At 46.2% G+C, this 24745-nt stretch carries 24 protein-coding genes; 15 read left to right on the top strand and 9 right to left on the bottom strand.

Features of this window, described 5'->3' with window-relative positions; translation table 11 throughout:
• Window positions 1–61: 61 nt before the first annotated feature.
• The 8 genes from NL647_RS09205 (at window position 62) to NL647_RS09170 (ending at window position 7419) form a co-directional block, all read left to right on the top strand.
• Complete coding sequence (locus NL647_RS09205) at window positions 62–730, top strand: hypothetical protein (protein ID WP_253650040.1); 669 nt, start codon at window positions 62–64, stop codon at window positions 728–730.
• Between the two features lie 9 nt (window positions 731–739).
• Complete coding sequence (locus NL647_RS09200) at window positions 740–1438, top strand: ABC transporter ATP-binding protein (protein ID WP_005374479.1); 699 nt, start codon at window positions 740–742, stop codon at window positions 1436–1438.
• Window positions 1426–2694 carry an ABC transporter permease gene (locus NL647_RS09195; RefSeq protein WP_253650039.1) on the top strand — a complete coding sequence of 423 codons (1269 nt, stop codon included), beginning with the start codon at window positions 1426–1428 and terminating at the stop codon, window positions 2692–2694. Before NL647_RS09200 ends, NL647_RS09195 begins: the two co-directional genes overlap by 13 nt.
• Window positions 2687–3472: an outer membrane lipoprotein-sorting protein gene (locus NL647_RS09190; RefSeq protein ID WP_061009073.1), complete on the top strand. Its 786-nt coding sequence runs from the start codon at window positions 2687–2689 to the stop codon at window positions 3470–3472. The genes NL647_RS09195 and NL647_RS09190 overlap by 8 nt, the downstream gene beginning before the upstream one ends.
• Window positions 3473–3517: 45 nt before the next feature.
• Window positions 3518–4864, top strand: coding sequence for a hypothetical protein (locus NL647_RS09185; protein WP_253650038.1), 1347 nt, complete (start codon window positions 3518–3520; stop codon window positions 4862–4864).
• Window positions 4865–5887, top strand: coding sequence for a sensor histidine kinase (locus NL647_RS09180; protein ID WP_253650037.1), 1023 nt, complete (start codon window positions 4865–4867; stop codon window positions 5885–5887).
• A gap of 15 nt (window positions 5888–5902) precedes the next feature.
• Entirely contained in the window at window positions 5903–6694 is a 792-nt protein-coding gene (locus NL647_RS09175; protein WP_253650036.1) for a LytTR family DNA-binding domain-containing protein, read from the top strand.
• A gap of 68 nt (window positions 6695–6762) precedes the next feature.
• A complete protein-coding gene (locus NL647_RS09170) occupies window positions 6763–7419 on the top strand; it encodes a DUF2268 domain-containing putative Zn-dependent protease (RefSeq protein ID WP_253650035.1) in 657 nt (218 codons plus the stop codon).
• A gap of 96 nt (window positions 7420–7515) precedes the next feature.
• Here NL647_RS09170 and NL647_RS09165 read toward each other — a convergent pair whose 3' ends face one another.
• The 4 genes from NL647_RS09165 to NL647_RS09150 all read right to left on the bottom strand — a co-directional run bounded on the left by NL647_RS09165 (window position 7516) and on the right by NL647_RS09150 (window position 11170).
• Window positions 7516–8010, bottom strand: coding sequence for a peptidylprolyl isomerase (locus NL647_RS09165; RefSeq protein ID WP_053052521.1), 495 nt, complete (start codon window positions 8008–8010; stop codon window positions 7516–7518).
• Window positions 8011–8131: 121 nt separating this feature from the next.
• A complete protein-coding gene (locus NL647_RS09160) occupies window positions 8132–9793 on the bottom strand; it encodes a methyl-accepting chemotaxis protein (protein WP_045485989.1) in 1662 nt (553 codons plus the stop codon).
• Between the two features lie 175 nt (window positions 9794–9968).
• The gene (locus NL647_RS09155; protein ID WP_009696545.1) at window positions 9969–10355 is read right to left on the bottom strand and encodes a thiol-disulfide oxidoreductase DCC family protein; all 387 of its coding nucleotides are present in this window, start codon (window positions 10353–10355) and stop codon (window positions 9969–9971) included.
• 41 nt (window positions 10356–10396) lie between these two features.
• Entirely contained in the window at window positions 10397–11170 is a 774-nt protein-coding gene (locus NL647_RS09150) for a DUF4344 domain-containing metallopeptidase (RefSeq protein ID WP_009699794.1), read from the bottom strand.
• Between the two features lie 198 nt (window positions 11171–11368).
• On the opposite strand from NL647_RS09150, the gene NL647_RS09145 reads away from it, so the two are divergent.
• Together NL647_RS09145 and gltS (NL647_RS09140) are read left to right on the top strand one after the other, a co-directional pair.
• Window positions 11369–12001, top strand: a complete 633-nt coding sequence (locus tag NL647_RS09145) for a CatB-related O-acetyltransferase (RefSeq protein WP_009696547.1) — start codon at window positions 11369–11371, stop codon at window positions 11999–12001.
• 560 nt (window positions 12002–12561) lie between these two features.
• Window positions 12562–13797 (top strand): sodium/glutamate symporter, encoded by a 1236-nt coding sequence (gene gltS, locus NL647_RS09140; RefSeq protein ID WP_005428854.1) that lies wholly within the window; start codon window positions 12562–12564, stop codon window positions 13795–13797.
• 90 nt (window positions 13798–13887) lie between these two features.
• Here gltS (NL647_RS09140) and NL647_RS09135 read toward each other — a convergent pair whose 3' ends face one another.
• From NL647_RS09135 to NL647_RS09120, 4 genes are all read right to left on the bottom strand, one after another.
• A complete protein-coding gene (locus NL647_RS09135; RefSeq protein WP_020195062.1) occupies window positions 13888–14406 on the bottom strand; it encodes an RNA methyltransferase in 519 nt (172 codons plus the stop codon).
• Between the two features lie 198 nt (window positions 14407–14604).
• Window positions 14605–15435 (bottom strand): hypothetical protein, encoded by an 831-nt coding sequence (locus tag NL647_RS09130; RefSeq protein WP_253650034.1) that lies wholly within the window; start codon window positions 15433–15435, stop codon window positions 14605–14607.
• Complete coding sequence (locus tag NL647_RS09125) at window positions 15435–16292, bottom strand: ABC transporter ATP-binding protein (protein ID WP_009696550.1); 858 nt, start codon at window positions 16290–16292, stop codon at window positions 15435–15437. The genes NL647_RS09130 and NL647_RS09125 overlap by 1 nt, the downstream gene beginning before the upstream one ends.
• Window positions 16289–16660 (bottom strand): GntR family transcriptional regulator, encoded by a 372-nt coding sequence (locus NL647_RS09120; RefSeq protein ID WP_005428840.1) that lies wholly within the window; start codon window positions 16658–16660, stop codon window positions 16289–16291. Before NL647_RS09120 ends, NL647_RS09125 begins: the two co-directional genes overlap by 4 nt.
• A 447-nt stretch (window positions 16661–17107) precedes the next feature.
• On the opposite strand from NL647_RS09120, the gene gltS (NL647_RS09115) reads away from it, so the two are divergent.
• Complete coding sequence (gene gltS / locus NL647_RS09115) at window positions 17108–18334, top strand: sodium/glutamate symporter (RefSeq protein ID WP_253650033.1); 1227 nt, start codon at window positions 17108–17110, stop codon at window positions 18332–18334.
• A 244-nt stretch (window positions 18335–18578) separates the two neighbouring features.
• Window positions 18579–19334, top strand: coding sequence for a hypothetical protein (locus NL647_RS09110; RefSeq protein ID WP_017189786.1), 756 nt, complete (start codon window positions 18579–18581; stop codon window positions 19332–19334).
• Between the two features lie 51 nt (window positions 19335–19385).
• On the opposite strand, the gene NL647_RS09105 is transcribed toward NL647_RS09110, so the two are convergent.
• Window positions 19386–20162, bottom strand: coding sequence for a hypothetical protein (locus tag NL647_RS09105; RefSeq protein WP_253650032.1), 777 nt, complete (start codon window positions 20160–20162; stop codon window positions 19386–19388).
• Between the two features lie 658 nt (window positions 20163–20820).
• On the opposite strand from NL647_RS09105, the gene NL647_RS09100 reads away from it, so the two are divergent.
• The 3 genes from NL647_RS09100 (at window position 20821) to NL647_RS09090 (ending at window position 24728) form a co-directional block, all read left to right on the top strand.
• Window positions 20821–21513, top strand: coding sequence for an AraC family transcriptional regulator (locus tag NL647_RS09100; protein ID WP_226982138.1), 693 nt, complete (start codon window positions 20821–20823; stop codon window positions 21511–21513).
• 605 nt (window positions 21514–22118) lie between these two features.
• Entirely contained in the window at window positions 22119–23564 is a 1446-nt protein-coding gene (locus NL647_RS09095; RefSeq protein WP_253650031.1) for a TrkH family potassium uptake protein, read from the top strand.
• A gap of 63 nt (window positions 23565–23627) precedes the next feature.
• Entirely contained in the window at window positions 23628–24728 is a 1101-nt protein-coding gene (locus NL647_RS09090; RefSeq protein ID WP_253650030.1) for a hypothetical protein, read from the top strand.
• Window positions 24729–24745 lie beyond the last annotated feature (17 nt).

The following is a 24745-nucleotide window of genomic DNA, read 5'->3' as shown; positions in this document are numbered from 1 at the left end:
CAGCGTGCGATCTTCTCCCTTAATCTGAAACCATCAAATCACGTTCAACTAAGGACAGTACATGATGGTTTCTCAATCTCGCTCAATCAAAGCTCTTAAACTGGCAAGTACCTTTATCGCCGCATTTGCACTCAGCAGCAATTTGGCTCTGGCTAACCCAAGCGAGCGCACACTCAGTCAATTCAACCAAGCAGCGCAGGGTGACTCTGGCTTAGTTGATACCGTTTACGGCGAATTATCCAAACAACTCGAAGAGCAGGGCGCAACGCCAGTGACCTTGGTGTATTTAGGCAGTGCTGAGACATTGCAAGGTCGTGAAGCGTTTATGCCTTGGAACAAGATGAAGTTCACCGAGAGGGGTCTTGCCACAATCCAAAAAGGTTTGGATTTAATGGTGAATCAGCCAGTACCACTGCAAGAGCAACAACGCTTACAAGGCTTGCCGGAATACCAACTGGCCACTGCCATGGCAGCCACCACCTTTACTTCTCTACCTGACATGTTCAATCACTTTGAGCGTGGCTACGAGCTGTACCTTTCATTGCTCGATGAGCCGAGTTTTAGCCAACAACCTTTCGCCGCAACGTCTTGGATTTATCGCTACGCCATTGAAGCAGCGCTGCGCGCTGAAGACGTTCAACAAGCCAAAATATGGTTAGTGCAAATGGAGCAGTTGGGTGACAGCAATTTAGAAACGCAAACCGCGAAAGCGCTGCTAGCGAAGTATTAGGGAGGCGTCATGATCGTTTTTAATCAACTTAGTCGCGATTACGCCCTTGGCAGCCAAACCGTGCGTGCATTGCGAGACGTGTCTGGTGAAGTGTTTGCTGGCGAAATGGTGGCTCTGTGTGGACCGTCTGGCTCAGGCAAAAGCACCTTACTTAACGTGCTTGGTATGCTGGATACTCAATACCAAGGTCAGGTGACGTTTGCAGGCAGCCCATACCCAACCGGGCAAATGCAGGCGGCGAAAATGCGTCGTGAAAAGCTTGGTTTTGTGTTCCAAAAATTCAATCTTGTCCCCGTGATGACGGCGCTAGAGAACGTGGCGTATCCGTTACACCTCAACGGCTTTTCAAAAGCTGAACAAACCGAGCTCGCCACACAAATGCTAGAACACGTTGGCTTGGGCGAGTTTATTCATCACATGCCCGATAACCTATCAGGCGGTCAGCAACAACGCGTGGCAATTGCGCGCGCCTTAGTGCACAAACCAGCATTGGTGATTGCTGATGAGCCAACCGCAAGTCTTGATAGCCAAACTGCCAACAAGGTCATCGACATTATGAAAGGGCTCGGACACGAGCTAGGCACCACTTTTATCGTCGCCACTCACGACCCTCGCATGGCATCCCGTTGTGACCGCACCATTGAATTGGTGGATGGCAAAATTACCCAAACGCACGCAAGTGTGGAGGAGGTTTCATGGGCAAGCTAATTCCTGTTTCGGTTCGTCTTGCTTGGTTGAACCTGCAACGCAATCGCCGTCGCAGTTTGTTGTCGATGCTGATCATCGCTATTGCCGTGTTTGCGTTAACCAGTGCGGGCGGTTTTGGTCTGTACACCTATGACAGTTTGAAAGAATCGACAGCGCGTGACACGGGGCATCTGACGTTAACCACTCCGGGTTACTTCGCCAAAGAAGAAGAGATGCCGCTGAGTAACGGGTTAACTCACGCCGACGACATCACCAAGCAATTGATTGGGTTGAATGAAGTGCGAGGTGTGCAGCCACGAGTTGAGTTCAGCGGTTTGATTTCCAACGGCAACAAGTCATCGATCTTTATCGGCATTGGTGTTAACGAACGCGAATTCGATATGAAAGGACCGTTTTTGGACGTGCGTGAAGGGCAAACACTTTCGAACATTCATGCATCGCGTTATGACCCAGCAGAGCCAGAAGTGATGCTCGGCGTTGATTTGGCGAACAACCTAAGCGTGCACGTTGGCGATTGGATTACCTTGCTGGCGACCACTACCGATGGCGCATTGAATGCGTATGACTTCAAAGTACGTGGCATCTACTCAACCGGCGTACCTGAGCTTGATAAACGCCAGTTGTACGTGCACATCAACAGCGCGCAATCGCTGCTCGGTTCAGACAAAGTCAGCGCGTTATCTGTCTTTCTGTTCGATACCAGTTTAACTAACCAAGTCGAGCAACAAGTTGCTTCGGTTCTGAGTAAGCAAAAACAGAACTTTGGTGATCAAGATATTGAAATTACGCCTTGGCAAGAACGTGCGTTCTTTTATCTCAAAGTGAAAGATTTGTACGACCGTATCTTCGGCATCATGGGCGCAGTAATGGCGTTGGTGGTCTTTGTCGCCCTGTTCAACACCATGACCATGTCGGTCACCGAGCGCACCCGTGAAATCGGCACCTTGTCGGCTCTTGGTAGCTACCCTCGCGAAATCATTGCTGGGTTCTTGCGCGAAGCAGGGTTACTTGCCGTGATTGGCAGCTTAATCGGTGCTTTGTTTACGGCGCTAGTCACCGTCTTACTGATGGTCGTGGATGTGCAAATGCCGCCACCGCCAGGACGCACAGAAGGTTACCCATTAACGATTTACTTCTCTTGGGAGCTGGTAGCCATAGCAGGATTTGCAGTAATGATGATTTGTTTGGTTGCGGCGTTTTTCTCGGCGCGCAAAGGGGTGAACAAGCCAATTACGGAGGCACTGATTTATGTTTAATTTCAAATCACTATTACCAATTGCACTGCTGACGGTAAGCGGCGTTGCAAGCATGAATGTCAGTGCAAATGAAACAGCGCTAGATGCACAGCAAGTTGCGCAATTGATTGAAAAAGCCGACAGCTACCGCTTGCAAGATGATTCCTCCAAAGTGGTGTCACTGGTGCGCTTATATCAAGACCAAGAGTTAGATAAAACCCGCCTTTACCACGTGTACACGCGTCCAAATCGTGAATCGCTAGTGGTGTTCAAATCAGCAGTCGAAGCTGGGCAAAAGATGCTGATGATGGGCGACAACTACTGGCTGCAAATGCCTAAGAGCCGCCGTCCGATTCGCATTACGCCGATGCAAAAGCTGCTTGGGGAAGCGTCTATCGGCGACATCTCAACCCTGACGTGGAGCCAAGATTATCAAGGTGAATGGAAAGCGACAGAAACCGTTTCGGTGAACGGAGAAAGTGTCGCGGCTTATCATCTTGCTCTAACCGCGAAGACCAAAGGGGCGAGCTATCAGAAGATCGACTTGTGGTTGTCTGAGCAAGATGCGTTTCCTATCAAAGCCGATCTTTACTTGCGCTCTGGCAAACTCGCCAAGCAAGCGCAATACGGACGTGCAACCGACAACGGTGAAGACTACGTCAGTGAGATGACCTTGCTTGATAGCATTCAGCCGAGCAAAAAGACCGTTATCGAGTACCAAGAAATCGTGCCTTGGCAACTGGATAACAAGTTCTACAACCCAAGCTATCTGCCTAAAGCCAATACGACTCAGCTTTAGCCTGAACTCCGTAAATAGAACCATGAAAACGAGCAAGGAAGTTACATGAAATCGCACCAGCCTAACCTTAACAAAAGCACCAGTTTGTTGATTGCTGCCTCATTGTGTGTGGGCGCGTCAGCCCCTGCTTTTGCCAATGATGAACTGAGTTTTGAGTGGGATTGGGCTGTCAGTTACGAAACGGCCAAGCAGCGTGACAGCGCATTTATACAAGCGCAGAGCAGTTCTCGTGATTCACTTAATGCACTGTTGGATGTGCAGGTGAATTATCAAAACTTCAGTGGCTTGTTTGCTCTGTACAGCCAAGGTTTGTACCTCAATCAACAAGGAGAGAGTGATTGGTGGAGTGAAGCTGATAACCAGTTGTTGATTAGAGAGCTGGCTTGGCTAGGGGAGTGGCAAGTCGGTGACACTACGCTTGATGTGAGCTTAGGTAAGTTGCGCGTGGATTGGGGTGTGGGTTATGGCTACCGACCTTTGGATCTGTTTAAGCCGTATCGACAAAACCCTGTTGGCTTAGTCGCAGAAGAGGGCGCGGGCGTGTTTTCACTTTCACACTACGATATGGCCGGCGAATGGACCGTCATTGCGACCGATTCAAGCTGGGGGCAACAAGACCAAAGTTCACTTGATCAAGCCGCAGAGCAACAAGGAGTTGGTATTCGTCGTTATGCGCTGGTGGGAGACACCGAGTATCAACTTATTGGTTATTACGATGATGTGCGCCGAGGTTTACTCGGAGCCAGTGCCATTGCCGTGTGGGATGAATCCATCGCCATGCACGGTTCCATGCTGTGGCAAAAGCAAAGTGTCGGCTATCAGTTTCAGCAGGATGATCTTTACCAACCCGTTTCAGTTGAGGAACAGGGAAGCGCATTCCAAGCTTTAGTTGGGATGAACTGGGCAAACCAAGCCGGACACAACGTGATTGCTGAATATTGGTACGACAGCCGAGCATGGTCGAAAAGCGAATGGCAGCAAGCAATAGAGCGTGGCGAATTACTCTCTCAGCTCCCTGAACCTAACAACTCTCTGTTGGCTAGCAGCGCTCTACTTGCGACAAGCTACGCCCAAGGGTTTCAGCATGCCAATATCGTTCAGCATAACGTAATGCTGCACTGGAGTTGGGATTTGGAAGCGTGGGCTGCATGGAACGGTAAAGCGGATATGGGCTGGCTAAGTGATGTAACCCCTACGTTGGATGTGATGTTGGCGCCACAAGATGGTGGTGTGATTGTCACGCAGTGGCTTAACTACCAATGGATTGATACCGGCGATCAAAGTGTAGAAGTGGAAGTTGCCGCACGCTTTTTAACCGGAGACGACCAATCTGCTTACGCACAAATCAATGATAAGCATATGATTGTTTTTAACATCAAAGGGAAATTCTAAATGTGTTCAGCAAAATCAGTGGTGAAAAGTGGATGGTCGCGTAGCTTATTAGTGACCACGGCATTTTGTCTCTTTATCGCAGCAATGACGCTTTCTGTTTGGGGGGGCTCATTCTACGTTCATGTTATGGTGAGTTTTGGATTTGGCTATTCGGCTATCTTCTTCTCATGGCTTGTCGACCGCCTGTTTCCTACCATTCCTCGTTTGGCGGAAGTGGCTATCTCGCTGACGGCTTGCTTATTGTTCGGTGTGGTAAACGCCCAGTTTTGGCTCGGAGAATATTTCGGCATCTCAGGTATGCTATCGGTTGGACTCATGGGGTTGTTATTCAGTGCCATGTGCTTTTTCTATTTCTACTCACGCGAGCAACATGCAATCGCTCAACGAGAGTTGGAAGCCATCAAACGCGAGAAAGCAGAGCAAGATCGTGCACTATTACTTAGTCAGCTTAAGCAGATGCAAAGCCAGATTGAGCCGCATTTTCTATTTAATACCTTGGCAAATATCAGTGCGCTCATGTCGCAAGATGTTGATAAAGCTAAGCTGATGCTAGAACAGTTAACCGCGCTGCTGCGTGCAACGCTCAAAAGCTCACGTGAAGAGCACACCACCATAGACAATGAAACGGCGTTACTTGAGGCTTACTTAGGCATCCAGCAAACTCGTTTGGGTGACCGACTCAGTTACAAGATTGAAGTGGAAGAGGGGTTAGGCAGAAGCGAGTTACCGCCGATGATGCTTCAACCCTTAATCGAAAACGCCATCATCCATGGTATTGAGCCGAAGCGAGAAGGCGGTGAAGTCCGTTTGCTGATTAAGCGCGAACAACAGAACTTGCTGATTGAAGTCAGAGACACAGGTGTTGGCTTAAATCACGTGAGTGGGCACATGGGCTCTGGCGTCGGTTTAAGTAATCTCAAGCAGCGAGTTGAAGCTTTGTTCGCAGGGCAAGGGGAGGTTTCTATCAGTGAGTCTGCTCAGGGTGGCGTTTGTGTTCGCTTGCGCTGGTCAATGGAATCGTAATCAAGGAAGAAAGGAATGAATACAGGGTTTACTGCCATTATTGCTGATGATGAACCGCTATTGAGGCGTCATCTTGATAAAAGCCTAGCTGAAGTGTGGCCAGAGCTAGAGGTGATAGCCAAAGTCGCGGATGGTGAACAAGCGTTGCAAGTCATTGAGCAAAACCAACCTGACATTGCGTTTCTTGATATTCGTATGCCAGTTCTGGATGGCATGACACTAGCGCAAAAACTCAATCAACTCGCCAATCCACCTTTGATTGTGTTTGTCACTGCGTACGATGATTACGCCATCAAAGCCTTTGAACAAAATGCCGCCGATTATTTGCTCAAGCCTATCTCGGATGAGCGCCTGCTGACGACGTGTGAAAGAGTGAAAGCACGCCTTGCTAAGCGAGAGCAAGAAAGCAGTAATGTGCAGATGAGCAGCCTGTTAGAACAGTTACAACAATTATCCGCGCCACAAACGCCGCAATATCTTCAGTGGATCAAAGCGATGCAAGGGGAAGATATTCATCTGATTGCCACGTCTGATGTGTTGTATTTCAAAGCGGAAGAAAAATACGTTTCTGTATATGCCCAACAAGGACAAGGCAAAGTGCAGGAGTATTTAATTCGTACATCGTTGAAAGAGTTGATAGGGCAGCTTAACCCAGAACAGTTCTGGCAAGTGCACCGTTCAAGCGTGGTGCAAGTGTGCAAAATTAGCAAAGTAAACAAAGACTTTGCTGGAAGGATGTTTGTTCACGTTGGAGAAAACAAGCTCCCTGTGAGCCGTGCATCTCAAAGTTTGTTCAAAGGAATGTAATCGCTAGAACTGCTCACTCTTTACACTGTAAACTCGCTGCTCCTAACCCAAATTATCAAGGAAGATAAATGAGTTATCGCGTAACCCTGTTAAATGCGACGGGAGAGTTGTCTCCACTCGCTGAGTATTTACATCAGAAACTTGATGATCTGAGCTCACAACTTTCTAGTTACTTTGATTTAAGTAACGTCGACCTGACTGTTAGCCCGTTTGATCGCAATGACGTACCGCAGACGGGCATTGGTGGCTATTGCTTAAGTGCCTATCGTGTAGAGATTCTGCTTGATACTCAACGTGCTGATATTAAAAACGTTATTGAGAAAGAACTGGCTGCGGTGTTAGCGCATGAGTTGCATCACCTGTTTCGTATGCGAGCGGGAGAGAATGGCGTTGCGCTTGGTGATGTGCTTATTATGGAAGGGTTAGCTTGTCATTTCGAACGTAAGGTGAATGGCGGCGTCACTCCGAGCTTGTTTGAGCAAATCAAAGATCAAGATTGGCGCCCTTTCTATGCTGAGATGAAAGACAAGTTGACCAGCTTAGATTACAACTTCGACGCTTACTTTCTTGGCAGCGATGAAAGCCGCTGGCCGAAATACATGGGATATTGGGTTGGGTATAACCTTGTTGCTGAATATCTGGCTGATTTTCAAGGCTCTGAGCTTGATTTAGTCGGAGCAAAAGCCGAGCTTTTCTATCAATCACTCTGGCACAAGCCAAACTAATAGGCTGTGTCATAAAAACAAAAAGCGCCTAGGTCATAAGACGTTAGGCGCTTTTGTCGTTTTATAGCGACGATTTCTACCAAGAGGCGAATGGGCTTATTCGCTGACTGTCACTTTCTCAATAATGATTGGATCGCATGGCACATCATCGTGACCAAGCTTAGAGGCCGTTTTCACTTTCGCGATGCGGTTTACGACATCCATACCCGCAGTCACTTTACCAAACACGGCGTAGCCCCAGCCTAGGTTGGTAGTTGCGGTGTGGTCTAGGAAATCATTGTCTTCCAAGTTAATGAAGAACTGTGCCGTTGCAGAGTGCGGAGCATCGGTACGCGCCATTGCGATAGTGCCAACAAGATTCTTTAGACCACGGTTTGCTTCGTTCGCGATAGGGGCGCGTGTTGGCTTTTCTGCCATGTCTTCGGTATGACCGCCACCTTGGATCATAAAGCCGTCAATAACGCGGTGGAAAATGGTGCCGTTGTAGAAGCCATCTTCACAGTATTTTTTGAAGTTCTTTGAGCTAACTGGCGCTCGTTCTAGGTTCAGTTCAATCTCGATGTCACCGAAATTGGTGGTCATGATAATCATCTGGTTTGCCCTTATGGGTGCTAAGTTGGCGGCATTATAGCTAAGACTTCTGAGGATAGCAGAAATAAAAACAGCGACGTTTTGGCGTCGCTGTTTGCATAGTGAATGGGTGAGGAAAGCGTTAAACCGTAAAGCGACCGACCAAGTCGTACAGCTCGTTAGCTTTGTGGTTAAGGTTGCCACTGCCTGCACGGTTTTGGTTGGCAAGGTGTGCCGATTGGCTGCTTTGTTGAGAGATCACTTCAATACGTTGTGAAATCTCTTGCCCAACTTGGCTTTGCTCTTCGGTTGCCGTTGCGATCAAGGTGTTCATGTCCATGATGTTAGCAATTGCGGCTTGGATTTCTTGCAGTGCGGCAGAGGCAGCACGTGCTTCCTCAACCGTTGCTTCACCACGCGCTTGGCTTGAACCCATGGCTTTCACTGCTGCATCCGAGCCAGACTTCAACTGCTCAATCATTTGGTGAATTTCGCCTGTGCTATCTTGAGTGCGACTCGCCAGTTTACGAACTTCATCAGCAACGACTGCAAAGCCGCGACCTTGTTCGCCTGCACGGGCTGCTTCAATGGCTGCGTTTAGTGCCAATAGGTTGGTTTGCTCGGCAATGTCTTGAATCACTTCTAGCGAAGAAGAAATGTTTTGTACATCGCTCTCTAAACGAGAAATTACCGTGCTGGCTTCCGACACTTCTAGCGCGAGCGCTTCGACAGAGCTCGCTGCAGAATCAACAATGTGTTTTGCTTGCTGTGAGTTATCATCAGCGTCTTTGGCGGATTGCGCCGCTTGGTTAGCGTTGCTGGAAATCTCGTGCGCCGTTGCTGTCATCTCGGTCATTGCCGCAGCGACTTGTTCGGTTTCTTCACGTTGACCTGAAGCCAATTCGTCCACTTGCGACGCTCGCTGTGACATGTCGTTGGTCTCTGAAACCACTTCTTGCCCAACATGGCTAACACTCTTGATGATGCCTTGCAGGCTTTCAACAAAGATATTGAAGTTACGGCTAAGCTGAGTGAACTCCGGTACACTTGATTCTTCCATGCGTGCGGTTAAGTCGGCATCGCCTTGCGCGAAAGAGTGAATTGAAGCATCAAACTGCTCAATAGGCTTCATGATGCTGCGGTTAACAAACACCGCGAAGACTGCAACGATGGCTGCAATCGAGACACAGAATAGAGCAATTGCCGTCAGTGTGGTGTTGAGAGCCTGGTGCGCTTCTTCTTCCATGTTTGCCACAATAGCGTCGATATCGTCAGTATAGAAACCCGTTCCCAACATCAAATCCCATTCAGGAATAAAGACTGAGTAGCTGAGTTTCGGTAGTGCTTCGCTCTGACCGAGTTTCGGGAAGTAATAAGTCGTGAACTCACCAGTTTTGGAGTTTTTGAGCAAATCCTGAATTAGGTAATTGCCTTTCTTATCCTGCAAGTTATAGAAGTTTTCCCCGATGCCTTTAGTGTTTTTACCCACTACGACGCGAACGCCTTTTGAATCGTAGCCAAAGATGTAACCGGATTGACCGAACTCCAGCTGTTTCAAGATAGGCAGAGCCTCTTCAAGTGGGGCGTTTTGAGCGAGTAGTGGCTCGACAGCGGAACGCGCCATTTGGACGTAGTTTTTGAGCTCAGCTTTTTTCATCTCCATCATTTGACTTCGAGTCTGCTCAATCTCGTGTTCGTTGTAGGCAGTGGTTTGTAGGTAGGTGAACCACATCATGCCTATTGCCATGGTTAGAATTGGAATTATTGAAAGGATATATAGTCGTTTTCTGATCGTCAGATTCATAGAGACGTCCTTCTCTCGGCGCAGCGTTACAAGTGACAAGCTGAATAAGCCTGCCTGATAAAATTATTAATACTTATTGTTGTAATGCTTAGAGATTAACCGAGTTAATCAATCAGAAGTACAGGAAGTTTATAAATTTAGACTAAGGTCGTAGCATTTTTAAGCGGGATCACAATTAACGTGAACACGAACCGTTATTGCAGCGAGAAGTGCCCGTTAGCCAGTAGGAAACGCGGTAGCGGTTTTTGGCAAATTTGAGGTAAAGCCAGTCCGCAACAGGTTTGATAATGCGCCAACGCAATGGTGCATACAACCAACCGCGACCGACCAATTGCCATGCACGATGAGTCACGTCCAACCCAAGCAGCAGCTCACCCTTATCGTTGAGGGCGTGCAAAATGGTGTTGGCTTGCTCCGGATCGATCTGCGGATAATCGGCGAACGCCTCGCTGTAGATATCGACGGTTTTAATCTGCTGTTTGGAATCGCGTTGTTTTAGCGCCTTCATCTCTTTGGCGCACAAGGGACAAGTGCCATCGTAAAATACGGTCAGTTTGGTCATGATTGAGCTCATTGTTGGCGGTTCTTATCCCTTTTACGCGATTATTTTTCTTTTAGTTCATTGTCTTGCAAGTAATGCAGCCAATTATCACGGATGTTGCCGTAATTGAATTGGCAGAACTCTTTGCGATCGCGTAAGTAATCTTTTTCTACTTCATCTAACAAGGCTTTGTATTGCTCTGGATCGCTGCCGTAGACCAGACACAGGGTAGAGAAGTAACGCTGTAGATCGAAACTGTGCTCGTCAATGTACTCGCCAAAATCGTAGTAGTCCGGTCTGTCGTCGGATTCGAATGCGAACATGTCTGCAGCACTGATCGCCACATCGGCACCGTCATCGACGTAATCAATCAACAAAATGGTGGCGAAGTTGTCGACCGCATCTTCCTCTTTACCCAGTACCGGAATGTTTTGATCGGCAATGTAAGCGTGTCCGGCTTCGTGCAATAGCGTGTGCAGCAAAGTATCGAGCGCGCCCGTTTTCGGTGATTTACCGTAACGTTCTTGGTATTTGTTGTTGGTGAAGTAGTTGAATGATTCCAGATAGAAGGTGTATGGGATATGGATGGTGTGGGTTTCTGGATCGTAAAGCGGACCGTCTTCGCCACCGTAGGTCAATGTCAGTGGGTTATCAAACGGGAAGTAATCATCAGAAAGCTGGACAAAGATGTCGTTCACTTCACTGCTTTCAATCACTTGCGCAGCAAAGCGATCATCGGCAGTTTCCGCTGGGAGGTATTCGATTTTAATGTTTTCGCTCGCAGACGCTGTGGCAGCAAACAGCAGCAGAGAGGCAAAGGCAGAGTGACTTTTCATTTTCGGAATCTTGTTATTTGTTTGGTTTGCTTGAAAATTATACATGCTTTTTATAGTGTGCGCGCTGGAGGACACATTCATGAATAATCCATTACTACTGCAACCCCGCATCCAATAGGCGTCGTTGACTGAGAACGCAGCAACAACGCCACGAGAAATCGTTCCGTGGCATACATTTACTTTATTGAGGTAATTGCCATGAAAAAACATTGGTCCAAATTTCAGTACCTGCATCAAGTGGTGCAAAACCAAAACATCCACATCAAAGGCACCCATAGTTATTACAGCGATTGTTGGGATAATGGCTTCGAAGATTCTGTCGTGCGTTATCTGCATGGCGATGAAGTCAGTAAAGCGTGGCAACCGAGGTGGGAAGTCGATCAGCTCTATATCGGTGATTACGTGTGTATCGCGGCTGAAGCGGTGATTTTGATGGGCGGCAACCATAATCACAGGACGGACTGGTTTTGTCTGTATCCGTTCCTTGATGACATCGAGCAATCTTACCAAGGCAAAGGCGATACCGTGATTGGTGACGCAGCTTGGATTGGCATGCGCGCGATGATCATGCCCGGTGTCACCATTGGGGAAGGCGCAGTGATTGCCGCAAACAGCGTCGTGACCAAAGATGTCCCACCTTACACTGTGGTGGCAGGATCTCCGGCAAAACCCGTTAAGCTTCGCTTTAAGCAAGACATCATTGATAAGCTGCTCGCCCTGCAAATCTACACGTGGGATGAAGCCAAGTTCGAGGCACTTCGCGCTTTCATCTGCAGTAATGATATTGAACAGTTGATCATTGCAGAAGCAAACTATGAAAGTGGCGAATAGCACTGAAATGAGGAAAATTTTCAGCGATATGTTATAATCTCGCTCCGTTGTAACGAGAACACTTGTTGCAAGCTTGAGAATTTCCCGGGATTCGGCTCGTTCCAAACACCATGAGTCAGAGTTTTTAACTACGATGGGATACAAGCAAACCCAGATGTTAGAGCGCCACCTCGGCGCTCTATTCGTTATGACGGGAAGGAACTTTGCTCGATAGTGATGATCACATTCTGTTTAAGTAAGGGAGCCCGATAGCGGTTCAGAAAGTGTCACTCGGACAATACTCACAACACGATATCCATCTCCTGCAAGCAGTCATTTCTGTTTGTCTATGAAGAGGATAAGAAGGAGCTTAACAGGCTCCTTTTACATTTTAGGGCTTGCGAATAGCGCGTAAATCAGAACATCGCTTAACGACCGTCCCTTAAACTAGCCTAAGGCGCATTTAACACAACCTTTTGAGTATTTTCGGAAAAATATAGCGAGAAAATTTGCTATTGAGCGAAGGTTAAACTAACACTCAATCATTACGGAGGATGAAGAGAACAATAATAAGAGGCGATATGAATCATTTAATATCTGTAGGTGCACTGGAGTCCTTTTTGGTTGCGATCAGTGTGCTTTTCCTGGGGCATTTCATTAATGCTAAGCTACCGATCTTAAAGAAATTCAACATACCTGAGCCGATTGTAGGGGGCTTAATTGTTGCCTGCATCATTACTGCTCTTCATTTTAACGGCGTCGATTTGGAGTTCGACTTACCGTTGCAAAACACATTCATGCTGATGTTCTTCGCTACCGTTGGTTTGGCAGCAAATTACACTCAGTTAATGAAAGGGGGCGCGAAGGTTTTCATCTTCTTAGCAGTCGCGTCGTTCTACATCATCATTCAAAACGGTGTTGGTGTTTCACTGGCAGCGGCATTGGGTTTAGATCCGCTGATGGGGCTTATCGCTGGTTCGATTACTCTATCAGGTGGTCACGGCACGGGGGCGGCGTGGTCACAAACTTTCCAAGACGTTTACGGTTTGAATAACGTATTGGAAATCGCGATGGCGTCAGCAACATTCGGTTTGATCATCGGTGGTATCATCGGTAGTCCGGTTGCGCAGCGTCTGGTCGAAAAGAACAACATCGAATCTGAGTATGGTCGTGGTGGTCGAGATGCCAAAACCCACGAGAAATTCCCGGAGTTGGTGACGTACAACGAGTACGAAGAAGACAAAGTAACCGCGAAAAAAGTGGTTGAGAAACTGTTCTTCCTATTGATCTGTGTAACAGGTGCTAAGTACGTAGAGCAATGGGTGAGCACTTACGACATTCAATGGCTGATGATTCCAGACTTCGTTTATGCGTTGTTCATTGGTGTGATCATCACTAACTTCTTGGAAGTGACCAAGATTCGTAAGTTGGATGCCGAAACGGTCGACATGTTAGGTACGGTGTCGCTGTCTCTGTTCCTAGCGATGGCTCTGATGAGCTTGAAACTATGGAACATCTTTGACCTAGCGATCCCATTCTTGGTGATTCTAGGCGTGCAGTCAGTGATTCTGGCTATCTTCACCTACTACGTAACGTTCAAGGTGATGGGTAGCAACTACGATGCTGCGGTTATCGCAGGTGGTCACTGTGGTTTCGGTTTGGGGGCAACCCCAACGGCGGTAATGAACATGGGTTCAATCGTTAACCGCTTTGGTCCGTCACCACAAGCGTTCATGGTTGTTCCGATTGTTGGTGCCTTCTTCATCGACATTGTTAACTTGATCATTCTACAAGGTTACATCTCGTTCCTTGGCTAGATAGATTAAGACGCCAAATAAAACAAAAGGTCACAGTATTGCTGTGACCTTTTTTGTTTCTGGCGCTTGCCAACGACGAACTTCGTCAGTCTATACGCAAGCTTTCATTTTCAAGCGGTTCTTGTTGTCGCGATTAGCAAGGACTTGCTGGTGGTCATCAATCGTCCCCAGTGTTTTCGCCATGCGATCGTAAAGCACAACGTTCACCGTCGCGGCTAGGTTCATACAACCGTGAGTCGGCACGTACACCACGTGATGCGCCTTATCGACCATCTCTTGCGGCAATGAGCCATCCTCTGGTCCAAACACATAAATCGCGTTCTCTGGGTGAGTGAATTGCGGCAGTGCTGTTGCACCGACCACTAACTCTACACAAACAATTTCCACATCGTCGGCAACATTGGCAGTGAGGTCTTCCATCTCCACTAATTGAATACGTTCTTGTGAGTTCTGGGTGTCGGTCTGGAATTTTACTGCGCGGCTGTAGCGTGTACCGTTGTAACGAACTTGCGCAGCGTCGTAGCAGCCTGCGGCTCGCAATACAGCGCCAACGTTGGTTGGACTCTTTGGGTTGTACAGTCCAATAATGGCTGTTGGCTTGGTGGTCATGGTTGGTGTTCTGCTTTTCAAAAATTCTAGATAACAGCGCTGAGCGCATTAAGCGGGGGATTATGAACTTAACCACGCCGAAGCGCTATTGCTATAGGCTGATTATTTTTGTGTTGACGCAAACAGAGTGAAGATGGATGGTGCTGAAAATGAAAAAAGCGAGGACAGTACCTCGCTTTTGATGTGTGCTTGTGCTTGTTAGTTCACGGTGCGGCTGAACTTGATGCTAGCCGTCCAAGCAAGCACACCGATGAAAGCGTAAATCCCAACGTTCATCCAACCTGCACCTGGAATCGCGCTGAACGGGTTTGGCGCAAGAATCGCGTGCAGTGGTAGATAGAAAATTGCCGAGAAGAAATCATCCAGACCATAGTAGTTGAACATCGCAATTGGCATCCAACGTAGTGCGTAAATACCAATCAAGATGACCAATAGTGGTGAGTTCACTTTCTGTGAGATTGCCATTGCGGTTAGTGCGAGCGGCAATAACAACACGCCAGCTACCACCATTCGAAGCAAGAACTCTACCCAGTTCAGCAGCACGAAGCCCAATGATGCTTGGCGATACAATAACGCCAGCTGATGGTCGGTTGAAACATTTAACATCCACAGCATAAAGTCCGCAGCGAAAACCAATACCGAGCACACCAATGGAATCACCAATAAACCAAACGTCAGCTTCACTAGGTGGGTTTTCACGTCACTGACAGGCATACTGCGCCAAAACATGATACTGCCCTCTGAGCGCTCTTTACGCAGCGTTCTTGGGAAATATTGAGTGCCAAGCAGGATAGACAACAAACCAATGCCGCCGGTGATCAGCATGTTGACGTCATCGCCGAGCTCTTTGTGGATGTCACTGACATCACCGCCAAAGCTCATTTGGAAGAACATATTGTGTTGCAGTGTCGAACTACTCATTAAGCTGACAAACAGCAGCACGCCACAGGCGAACATAAATAACGGCACGCGTGTAACCAACGGGTTCTCTAGCCATTCTTTACGCAACATCGCGACAATCGATTTCATTATGCTGCCTCCTTCTGCAATGCCAAGAACAGATCCGCAAGCTTGACGCCATATACATCACCCAGCCCTGCAACTTGCTCTGCGTATTGTGACGACAGCAACCATTTAGTTGTGCCCAAGCCTTTTTGCGATGACAGTGGTTTCAGCGCTTCGATTTGTGCGCGATGCTCATCACTGGCATCGAGAATGAAGTAATCTTCGCTGATGCTGTCCATTGAGGTTTGTAGGACAGGTCGACCGTGTTTAAGGATCAGCACGTCCGTCAGTAGGTGTTCGATTTCCGATACTTCATGGCTCGCTATGATCAGCACACGCTCGCCATCGTGGAACCATTCCAGCAAATGACGGTAGAAGGTATCGCGATAAACCAAATCCAAGCCAAGCGTTGGCTCGTCCAGAATCAGAATCTGCGTATTGGTCGCGATGACGACAGCCAAGTGCAATTGCACCTTCATGCCTTTCGATAGGGATTTGATACGTGCGCGCGGCTTGATGTCGGTTTGACGAAGCATGGCATCGGCTTTGCTGCGATTGAAACCTGGGTGTACGCCCTCGGTGTAATCGAGCAGCTGAGCAACGGTCATCCAGTTTGGCAGAACGTTCACATCCGAGATGTAAGACAAGCTCTGCATGATTTTGTCGCGTTGCATGATTGGCTCAAAGCCGTTGATGCGAATGGTGCCCTGATATTCGTGTGCACCGAGTAGGGCGTTAATGAGAGTCGATTTACCCGCACCGTTATGACCTAACAAGCCAAGCACCTGACCCGCTTGTAGATCAAAGCTCACGTCATGCAGCGCTTCACCCTGCTGACGATATTGCTTGGAGACGTGTTTTACACTGACTAATGCGCTCATTGGTCACCTTCAATATGTGTTTGGATTTGTTGGATAAATTCATCAAGAGACATATCCAGACGTTGTAGTGTGTCGGCGATCTGCGGAATTTGTTGTTCAAGGAAACGTGCTTTTTCATCAGCAAGCAGCTGTTTTTTTGCACCTTGGGCGACAAACATGCCTTGCCCACGTTTCTTTTCTACCAATCCTTCATCAACCAATAACTGATAGCCCTTCATGACCGTCAGGTGGTTGATCTTCATATCCGCAGAGACACTGCGTACCGAAGGCAAAGCTTCGCCCTCTTGCCAGATGCCTTGCAATATTTGCTGGGTGATCTGGTCAGCCAACTGACGGAAAATCGGTTGGCGATCATGCCAATGCGTCATGATTGGTTTCCTTGGCTGAGTTGGTGTTATATATATGTATAACACCTTGGCGATGGGATAGAAAGCGCCAATCTTCTTGCGCTGTTTTCTCAATCACTTTTGCCGATGAAATTTCGACAAAGTTTGCACCAGAGTTTCACGCAAAATTTGTACGCAATCGCATACGTTTTTGCCTTCAAAAACTGGTAAAAAATTGTTCACTTCTCATAAGTTGAGAAGAGCGAAAAAAACGAGAAAATTGCGCCACAAAACTTGGTGAAAAAGTGTGTTTTTTCATTGAGTGAGAATTGGGTGAATATTTGAGTTGTTGCTTTCTTATTTAATGAGAATTTAGTGGGTTTGGACCCTAGAAAACCACACGTTCAGTAGGCACTCTGACCTGCCTAAATACCGCTCAACCTGCGAGTTGTTACTCAAAGGATGAGAAAAAGGAGGCAAAGAGGTTTTATGAATCAGGTCATTTCTGTCGGTCCACAAGAGTCGTTTCTAGTCGCTATTTGTGTGTTGTTCTTGGGACAATTCGTTAACGCTAAATTACCGATCTTAAAGAAATTCAATATTCCCGAGCCAATCGTGGGTGGTTTGATTGTCGCTTGTGCGATCACCGCGATGCATTTCAATGGCGTGGATTTAGTTTTCGATTTACCGCTGCAAAACACTTTCATGTTGATGTTCTTCGCCACTGTTGGTTTGGCTGCGAACTACACCCAGTTGATTAAAGGCGGCGCTAAGGTGTTTATCTTCTTAGCCGTGGCATCGGTGTACATTCTTATTCAAAACGCGGTCGGTGTCTCTTTGGCAACCGCGCTTGGCTTGGACCCGCTTATGGGCTTGATTGCAGGTTCGATTACGCTGTCTGGCGGTCACGGTACGGGCGCAGCATGGTCGCAAACCTTCCAAGATATGTACGGCTTGCACAACGTTTTAGAAGTGGCAATGGCATCCGCTACCTTTGGATTGGTGATTGGTGGCATCATCGGCAGTCCTGTGGCGCAGCGTTTAATAGATAAGCACAACCTTGAATCTGAATATGGACGCACCAACCAAACTCACGAACGTTTCCCTGAATTGGTGACCTACAACGAGCACGAAGAAGACCGAGTGACCGCGAAGAAAGTGGTCGAAAGCTTGTCGATCATCCTGCTGTGTGTCACTGGTGCTGGCTACTTAGAAGGTTGGGTGAACAGCTTTGGCATCAAATGGTTGATGATTCCAGATTTCGTTTACGCGCTGTTTATCGGTGTGGTGATCACCAACATCATGGAAGTGACCAAAGTTCGCAAAGTGGATGTTGAAACGGTCGATATTCTCGGTACGGTTTCGCTGTCTCTGTTCTTAGCGATGGCACTAATGAGCCTAAAACTGTGGAACATCTTCGACTTAGCAATCCCGTTCCTCATCATTTTGGCAGTGCAATCGGTGATTCTGGCAGTCTTCGCGTACTACGTAACGTTCCGCGTGATGGGCAGCAACTACGATGCAGCGGTCATCGCAAGTGGTCACTGTGGTTTTGGTCTGGGCGCAACCCCAACGGCAGTAATGAACATGGGCTCTATCGTTAACCGCTTCGGTCCATCACCACAAGCCTTTATGGTGGTGCCTATCGTTGGCGCGTTCTTTATCGATATCGTCAACCTAGTGATTCTGCAAGGCTGTATTTCTTTTATTAAGTAACCAGCCTCGCTCCACAAAACAAAAGCCAGTCCCGAGAGACTGGCTTTTTTGATCTGACGTATGTCTCGTCCTGAATGAGTTACGGCGCAGGGCTCCTCTCCTTTAGATTCTCAAGCAAGTTACAGTGAAAAACCGTCAACTTCCGGTATGAGACCCAAATAAAAAATGAGCATGCTAGGGTGCAGAGTCACCATTAAGTTTGTTTGTTAAGGATATCAACCTCTTGTAGGTCTTTAGGAGATTTATGGGCCTCTTAAAACGCATTCTGGGACACTCGTGCGAGAACACGCATTACCAAATCAACCGTGTCCAATCACACTATGTTTCTATACCTTGTGAAGCTTATTGTAAAACGACGGATGCCTGTCTGATTCATCTCTACAGGGATAAACATCAACGTTTGGCAGATCGCTTCATCAACCGCTCTACTTTTTATTACTCGGATAACGAAGATCCCAATGAACTTGTGACTTTATTGGACCTTGCTTGGCGTGGTTTATGTCCGAAGGCTAAAGTGCCAGCGGTGAGAAAGGCCATCTATGAAAAGCAGCAGGAAGTACTTGAGAGCCTTCAAGGTATGGACAGTTACATCTTGCTGGTCGGTTCATGGTTGGGTGTGGAAGTCAGTAATTTCAGACGCAATGTGCAAACCAAGCATCAAGAAATGATAGAAGATCGCTTGTTGATATTTGGCGAGGAAGCGGAGGCGTTCCCTATTACGGAGGAATATGGCAGTGAGCTGTATTTTTATAAGTACCAACTGCTGCTGGATATCACGATTAGGGCAAATGAACTTAACGTAAAAAACGTCGTCGCTCGGTGTACTTTCCGCTGGTTTGACGCCATATTAGCGGGCATTTTTCTGGGTAGCATGGAGCGAGAGGTGATTGAGGAAATCCTTGATATGCACAATTATCATCAGAACGTGCTTAATCAGATTTTTGAGCTGGCGGGAATCGGTTCTCTAGAGCAGTTTCTTTTAAACGTTAAGCCAGCGTAGAAGTATGATAAGCGTATCAACCGTGGGTAGGATGATACGCTTTCACAAGTTCTAGCCTTTTCGATGCAATTTCTCATAGGTTGCAAAGCTAAAAGCGCAGGCTGAGGAGATCAGATCTTGCTTTATGATGGTGACGGCATTGGCATCAGTGTTGGCGTAGTGCTTAGTAAAATGGACTTCTAGCGTACCCTTGTCTCGATACCCACTCATTACCGGCTTTATCGATATCTCTTGGTTGAGTCCTTCTGCTTCGTTGGGCTCGCCTAAGCTGAGCACTTTCCCCACATATAACCTTCTATCCGACAGGGTCAGCATGACCATTTTGTCCCCTTTTTCTAAGGCTGATTTAAAGAGAAAGTCATCCAGCGAGCTGTCGGAAAAGACTCTCGCATTCAGTCGCTCTTTTGGGCTAAACGTCATGTAGCGAATGCAATATTTGATGTAGGCGAGCAGAGACCAAAATACAGGCACGAGCAACATCGAAAACGTAATCATGGTTACCCAGGTGAGATTAATTACCTCTTGATTGGTAAAGGCATCAAGTTCATAGAGTAGGTTCGATGTAAACTCATAAGGCGTTTGTGCCAACAATGCGTCAGGCAACCATTTTATCGGGGCGACATGTACGATGGCTGCGAAAAAATACGCGTAGCGATTAATGAGCAAGACTAAGCCTAAGGCGATAAACAAACATATCATGCCTAAGTTTGCGCTTTTTAAGTACAGGTACTGTCCTTCATAACGGTGCACCTTGTATCGATAGAACGGATGGATATGACAAACCAAAAAACCACTTACCAAGATTGGTAAGATTAGCAACAAAAACAACTATTTTTCCTCAACGAGTAACCGAGCTCTTTCATAAATATTGTTCGTCATTAGGTCTTGATGAACCTCTTTGGCAGATATAAACACCGTCCCCCTGCCAACGACTTTTAATGATGTGTAAGAATGATTGATCTTTCTTGAAAGGTGTCGTTCCTCTTTCGTTCCCCAAAGACCGAAAGTAAAAAACCGAATAATGCGCTCCATAATTCCTTCGAAAAAAGTGGTATATCTCAGGTGATTTAAAAATATAAACAGAAACCCAGATAGTGTACCAACCTAGTTGTGTTATATCGAATGAGCGAATAATTAAATGGTTGTTATTATGCGGTGTTAAATAACAAGTGCAGGATTTTCTGTCTGTTTTCTATAATAAACAGCCGCTTATCATGTTAACTGTGTTTTTTTACCAGAAAATACACCAATAAATACAAAATGTAGAAATACCATCATATTATTTTGAAAATATTTCATTGATTATGGCTCATGATGTTTTCAGTGGGAGGAGTGATACTCTCAGAAAAAAGCACCAGGTCATTCGCATATGTTTTTCCATCAAGTTCAATCAAAGAAAGTCACACTGAAGCCCTACCGTTCGAAAAGGAGCTTACTCGTTCGGATCTCCAATTACCAAGGGTTCATCGCCATCAATGGAAACGAAGTGTCATTGTTTAACAATAGCTTACTGGTTATCCCAGAAGGGGCGATGGTTGAGTGCGATCTGCTTAGGCAGGGGGATGAGAGCTCATTTGAGGTCGTGACTCTCAACAAGACTGACATCAAAAAGATGAAGGTGAAGCTCGAAAAGCTTAATGATCTCATCTTAAACAAAAACAAGAATGAGTCATTTATTCTGTATAAGAGTAAAGAACTGTGTGAAATCTTTTACTCAAATAGACAACTTAATAATTGCCAAAAGCTGAAAAGCATTAAAAATATCGCACTGAAGCAGAGTATCTTTCACTTGGTATTACTGCTGTATAAAAAAGGTGTGGATGTCAGCATATTGTTTAACAGTGATTATCACATATCGTTGTCTTCTCGTTTAGCCAAGCTGTTTATGTCTGAACCAACGAAGAAGTGGACGTTAGACTTGGCGGCGAGTTGTATGTTTACCAGCCCTTCTACGTTACGGAGAAACCTCTCTAAGGAAGGGGGAGCCTTCTCGCACATTCTCAATGATGTAAGGTTAGGTATCTCCATCAACTACTTAACGTTCACGTCATACAATGTTTTAAAAATCAGTGAACTCAGTGGTTTCAATAGCTCGGCGTACTTTTGTACGATCTTTAAGAAGAAGTATGGTGTGACGCCTCAGGAATTCAGAAAGAACTCCAAAGAAAACAATGTCTAATGGCACTATTTATATGGTTTCTTCAGTGTTAGCTTGCAAACTGAGACCTAAAAAAGTGGATGGCATGGGTTAGTAGATCTTTGTCCGTGGAGGACAGAGTATCGTCATTTTTCTTAAGCAGAATGTCGAGTGAATTGATGAGTCCATTCTCCATGATGGGTCTTAATGGCAAACAAAACTTCGAGAGGTATAAATGAGTGGTGGTCTTATATATCTTTACATAAACCGTTGTTAAACAAGATGTAATTTGAATCTTTTCACTGCGATCGCTCAAGGGCGATGAAAAACCTGTGTTTATGTAGCAGTTACTCGACATCGAGTAACTAGGTAATAGAGGGATCTTTTTAGGTAGAAACATAAAGTTATAACTATTAATTCAGATTGTTCTTAATTAGTTGTTTATATCAATGTAACGAAACGATAAGAATAAGTCATTGCGCTATCTGCCTATTGTGTTTTGATGTGTCTTGCTAATAAATAGCATGATTTATATTTTTGCTCATATTATATCGGTCATTGATTTAACCTTATATATCAATTGAATTTGATTCGGAAAATTGAATAAATAATAAAGTTGTTGGTAAGAATAAATGAACTGATTTTTAATGATTAGCTATAAACCAGTGTTTCTCGTTTTGGGATTCCTGTTATCTAAACTCGCATTATTTATGTATATCCCATTTTTGATGGCTGTAGTGACAGGGACTCAAGGGGCGTTAGATTTTGGTTTATCAGCAATCATTACCCATATCGGGGGATTAGTGTGCGTGGCGATTGGCGGGAAAACATCAATCGCTCTCAAAGTAAAAGATGCGTTTTTGATCACCACGCTAGTCTGGGTTCTAGGCAGCGCGTTTGCGTCACTTCCCTTTGTATTCATCAATGAAATTAGCTTCACCAACGCTTATTTTGAAACCATGTCTGGTATCACCACAACTGGGTCTACGGTTCTTGCTGGTCTTGATAACATGGCACCCAGCATATTGCTTTGGCGTTCGCTGCTCCAGTGGTTTGGTGGCGTAGGGTTCATCGTGATGGCTATCGCTATTCTACCCATGATCAATGTTGGTGGAATGCGACTCTTCCAAACCGAATCCTCTGATTGGTCAACAAAAAGTGCGCCTCGAATGAAGAGTGTTGCCAAGAGTATTCTGTCTGTTTATCTGCTGCTGACTTTTCTTTGTGTGATGAGTTACTTGCTATCTGGCATGACTGTATTTGATGCGATAAACCACGCACTGACCACCGTATCTACCGGAGGATATTCAACGACCGATGCTTCTATGAACGGCTTCTCGCCAATGGCTCATTGGGTGGCGATCATCTTTATGTTTGCGGGTGGTATGCCATTCATTCAGTTTGTGGCAGCAATCAACCAAAAGAGTCTGTCGTGTTTAGTGAAAGACGCGCAAATCAGAGCCTATTTTAAGTTGGTCGTTGCTTTGAGTTTGGTTGTGGCTTGCTGGTTGGCATTGAAGCTCGATTATCCGTTTATCGACGCGATTCGTATTGCGACCTTTAATATCGTTACAGTGATGACCACCACGGGTTTTGCATTAGACGATTTCTCCAGTTGGGGGAGTTTGCCAACCATTTTGTTTTGCTTCGTTCTGTTGATGGGCGCGTGCTCTGGCTCAACGTCAGGGGGCTTCAAAATCTTCCGAATTCAGATAGCGACCTCACTGCTTAAAAAACAGGTTTTTCAGTTGGTACACCCTTCTGGCGTCTTTACCTTGCGTTACAACAAAGCACGTTTGTCAGACAGTATTGTGCAAGGTGTAACGGCATTCGCTTTTGTTTATGCATTAACGATTATTTTTATCGCAATGCTATTGGCAATCATAGGCTTAGACCCTGTCACTAGCTTGTCTGGTGCCATTACTTCGGTGGCGAATGTCGGTCCTGGTCTCGGTTCTATTATTGGTCCAACTGGCAACTTCTCGGCACTGCCAGACGCAGCAAAGTGGATTTTGAGCCTCGGAATGCTGATGGGACGCTTAGAGATCCTCACCATCGTGGTCGTTTTATCTCCTTGTTTCTGGCGTATTTAACCTCGCCGAATTTTCCAACGCTCACTAGTAAGCCCTTCAGGTTTTTATTTTTAAATGACGATTATGAAATTGGTATTTTTTGCGAAAGAGATTCATCACTTTATCTTGCGTGTTCATGCTGTGGATGGAAGAAAAAAGAAAGAAATTAGAACGTTAAGGCAAGGTTTATGTCGCACCCTACAGTTTGAAGGCGCGGGGTTTGAGCTCTACTCCTTGCTAGAACCAACACATGATATCTCCAAGGCTCAAGTGATACGTCTGGCTAAAGATAAACTGAAAATCTTAGTCCGAAAATTCAAAAAAGAATTCGAGGAAAAAGAAAACGACACCCTTGATGCTTTAGAGAATCAAATCATTGGTTATTTATTTAACTCTGAGCAGAAGGTGAGTCTAAAAGAGCTTTGTCAAAACCTCTATATCAAGGGTGTTTATAACCAAGAGACGCTCGTTACCACCATGAGTCGGTTGGTAAAAAGTAACAAGGTGAATGCGACCCATACGGCTCTGGGTAGTATGTATTACATCAATTATCGCAATAACTGGGTCTACGATGGTTCCAACCAATCCTACGTCCAATGTAAATGTCATTATCACTGTGCAACCTGCGAGCTGAACTTGGACTGTGCCTATCAGCCAAAACACAAAATCGTGCGTGAGTTCTATAAGTTGATTGATGTTGGTTTGGCTGTCGCCACGGGCAAGTTGGAGAAAGAGAGCGATAGCTTGCTTGGTGACACCATTCGCTTCTATTCGAGTATAAAAACACCGAGCGAGACAAGAATATCGGAGGGTGTGGATTACACCGTGATCAACTCAACGGATGATCAGTTAGTGGTCATTGATAACTTGGGTGAGCCATATAGCGTGTTATTGGAAGACTTAAATTGGTTTCGTATGGATTTGGGTAATCAATGTAAGAGCAAGCAAGAGAAGGTCGCCGTCAAAAGGCGGTTTATCAGCAACTACGAGTCAAAGCGTAAGACCAGAGATTGCATTGTTCAGTGCTTGTCGTCCGTCGGCGACACTTCAGTATCGGTCGATACGTTAATGATAAAGCTAGGGTTGTTAAGACTGCCTATTGAAAAAGCGCTCACTCTGCTTGAACAAGAAGGGGTAGTCAAAAGCCTAACTGAGGCTAACACCAAGAAGTACTTGTTATGCTAGTTGGGTTTCTTGCTTTT

This window comes from Vibrio sp. Y29_XK_CS5, assembly GCF_024181835.1.
GTDB classification, from domain to species: domain Bacteria; phylum Pseudomonadota; class Gammaproteobacteria; order Enterobacterales; family Vibrionaceae; genus Vibrio; species Vibrio harveyi.
Note: the sequence above shows the minus strand (reverse complement) of the source record. Positions and strands in the feature narration are given on the sequence as shown.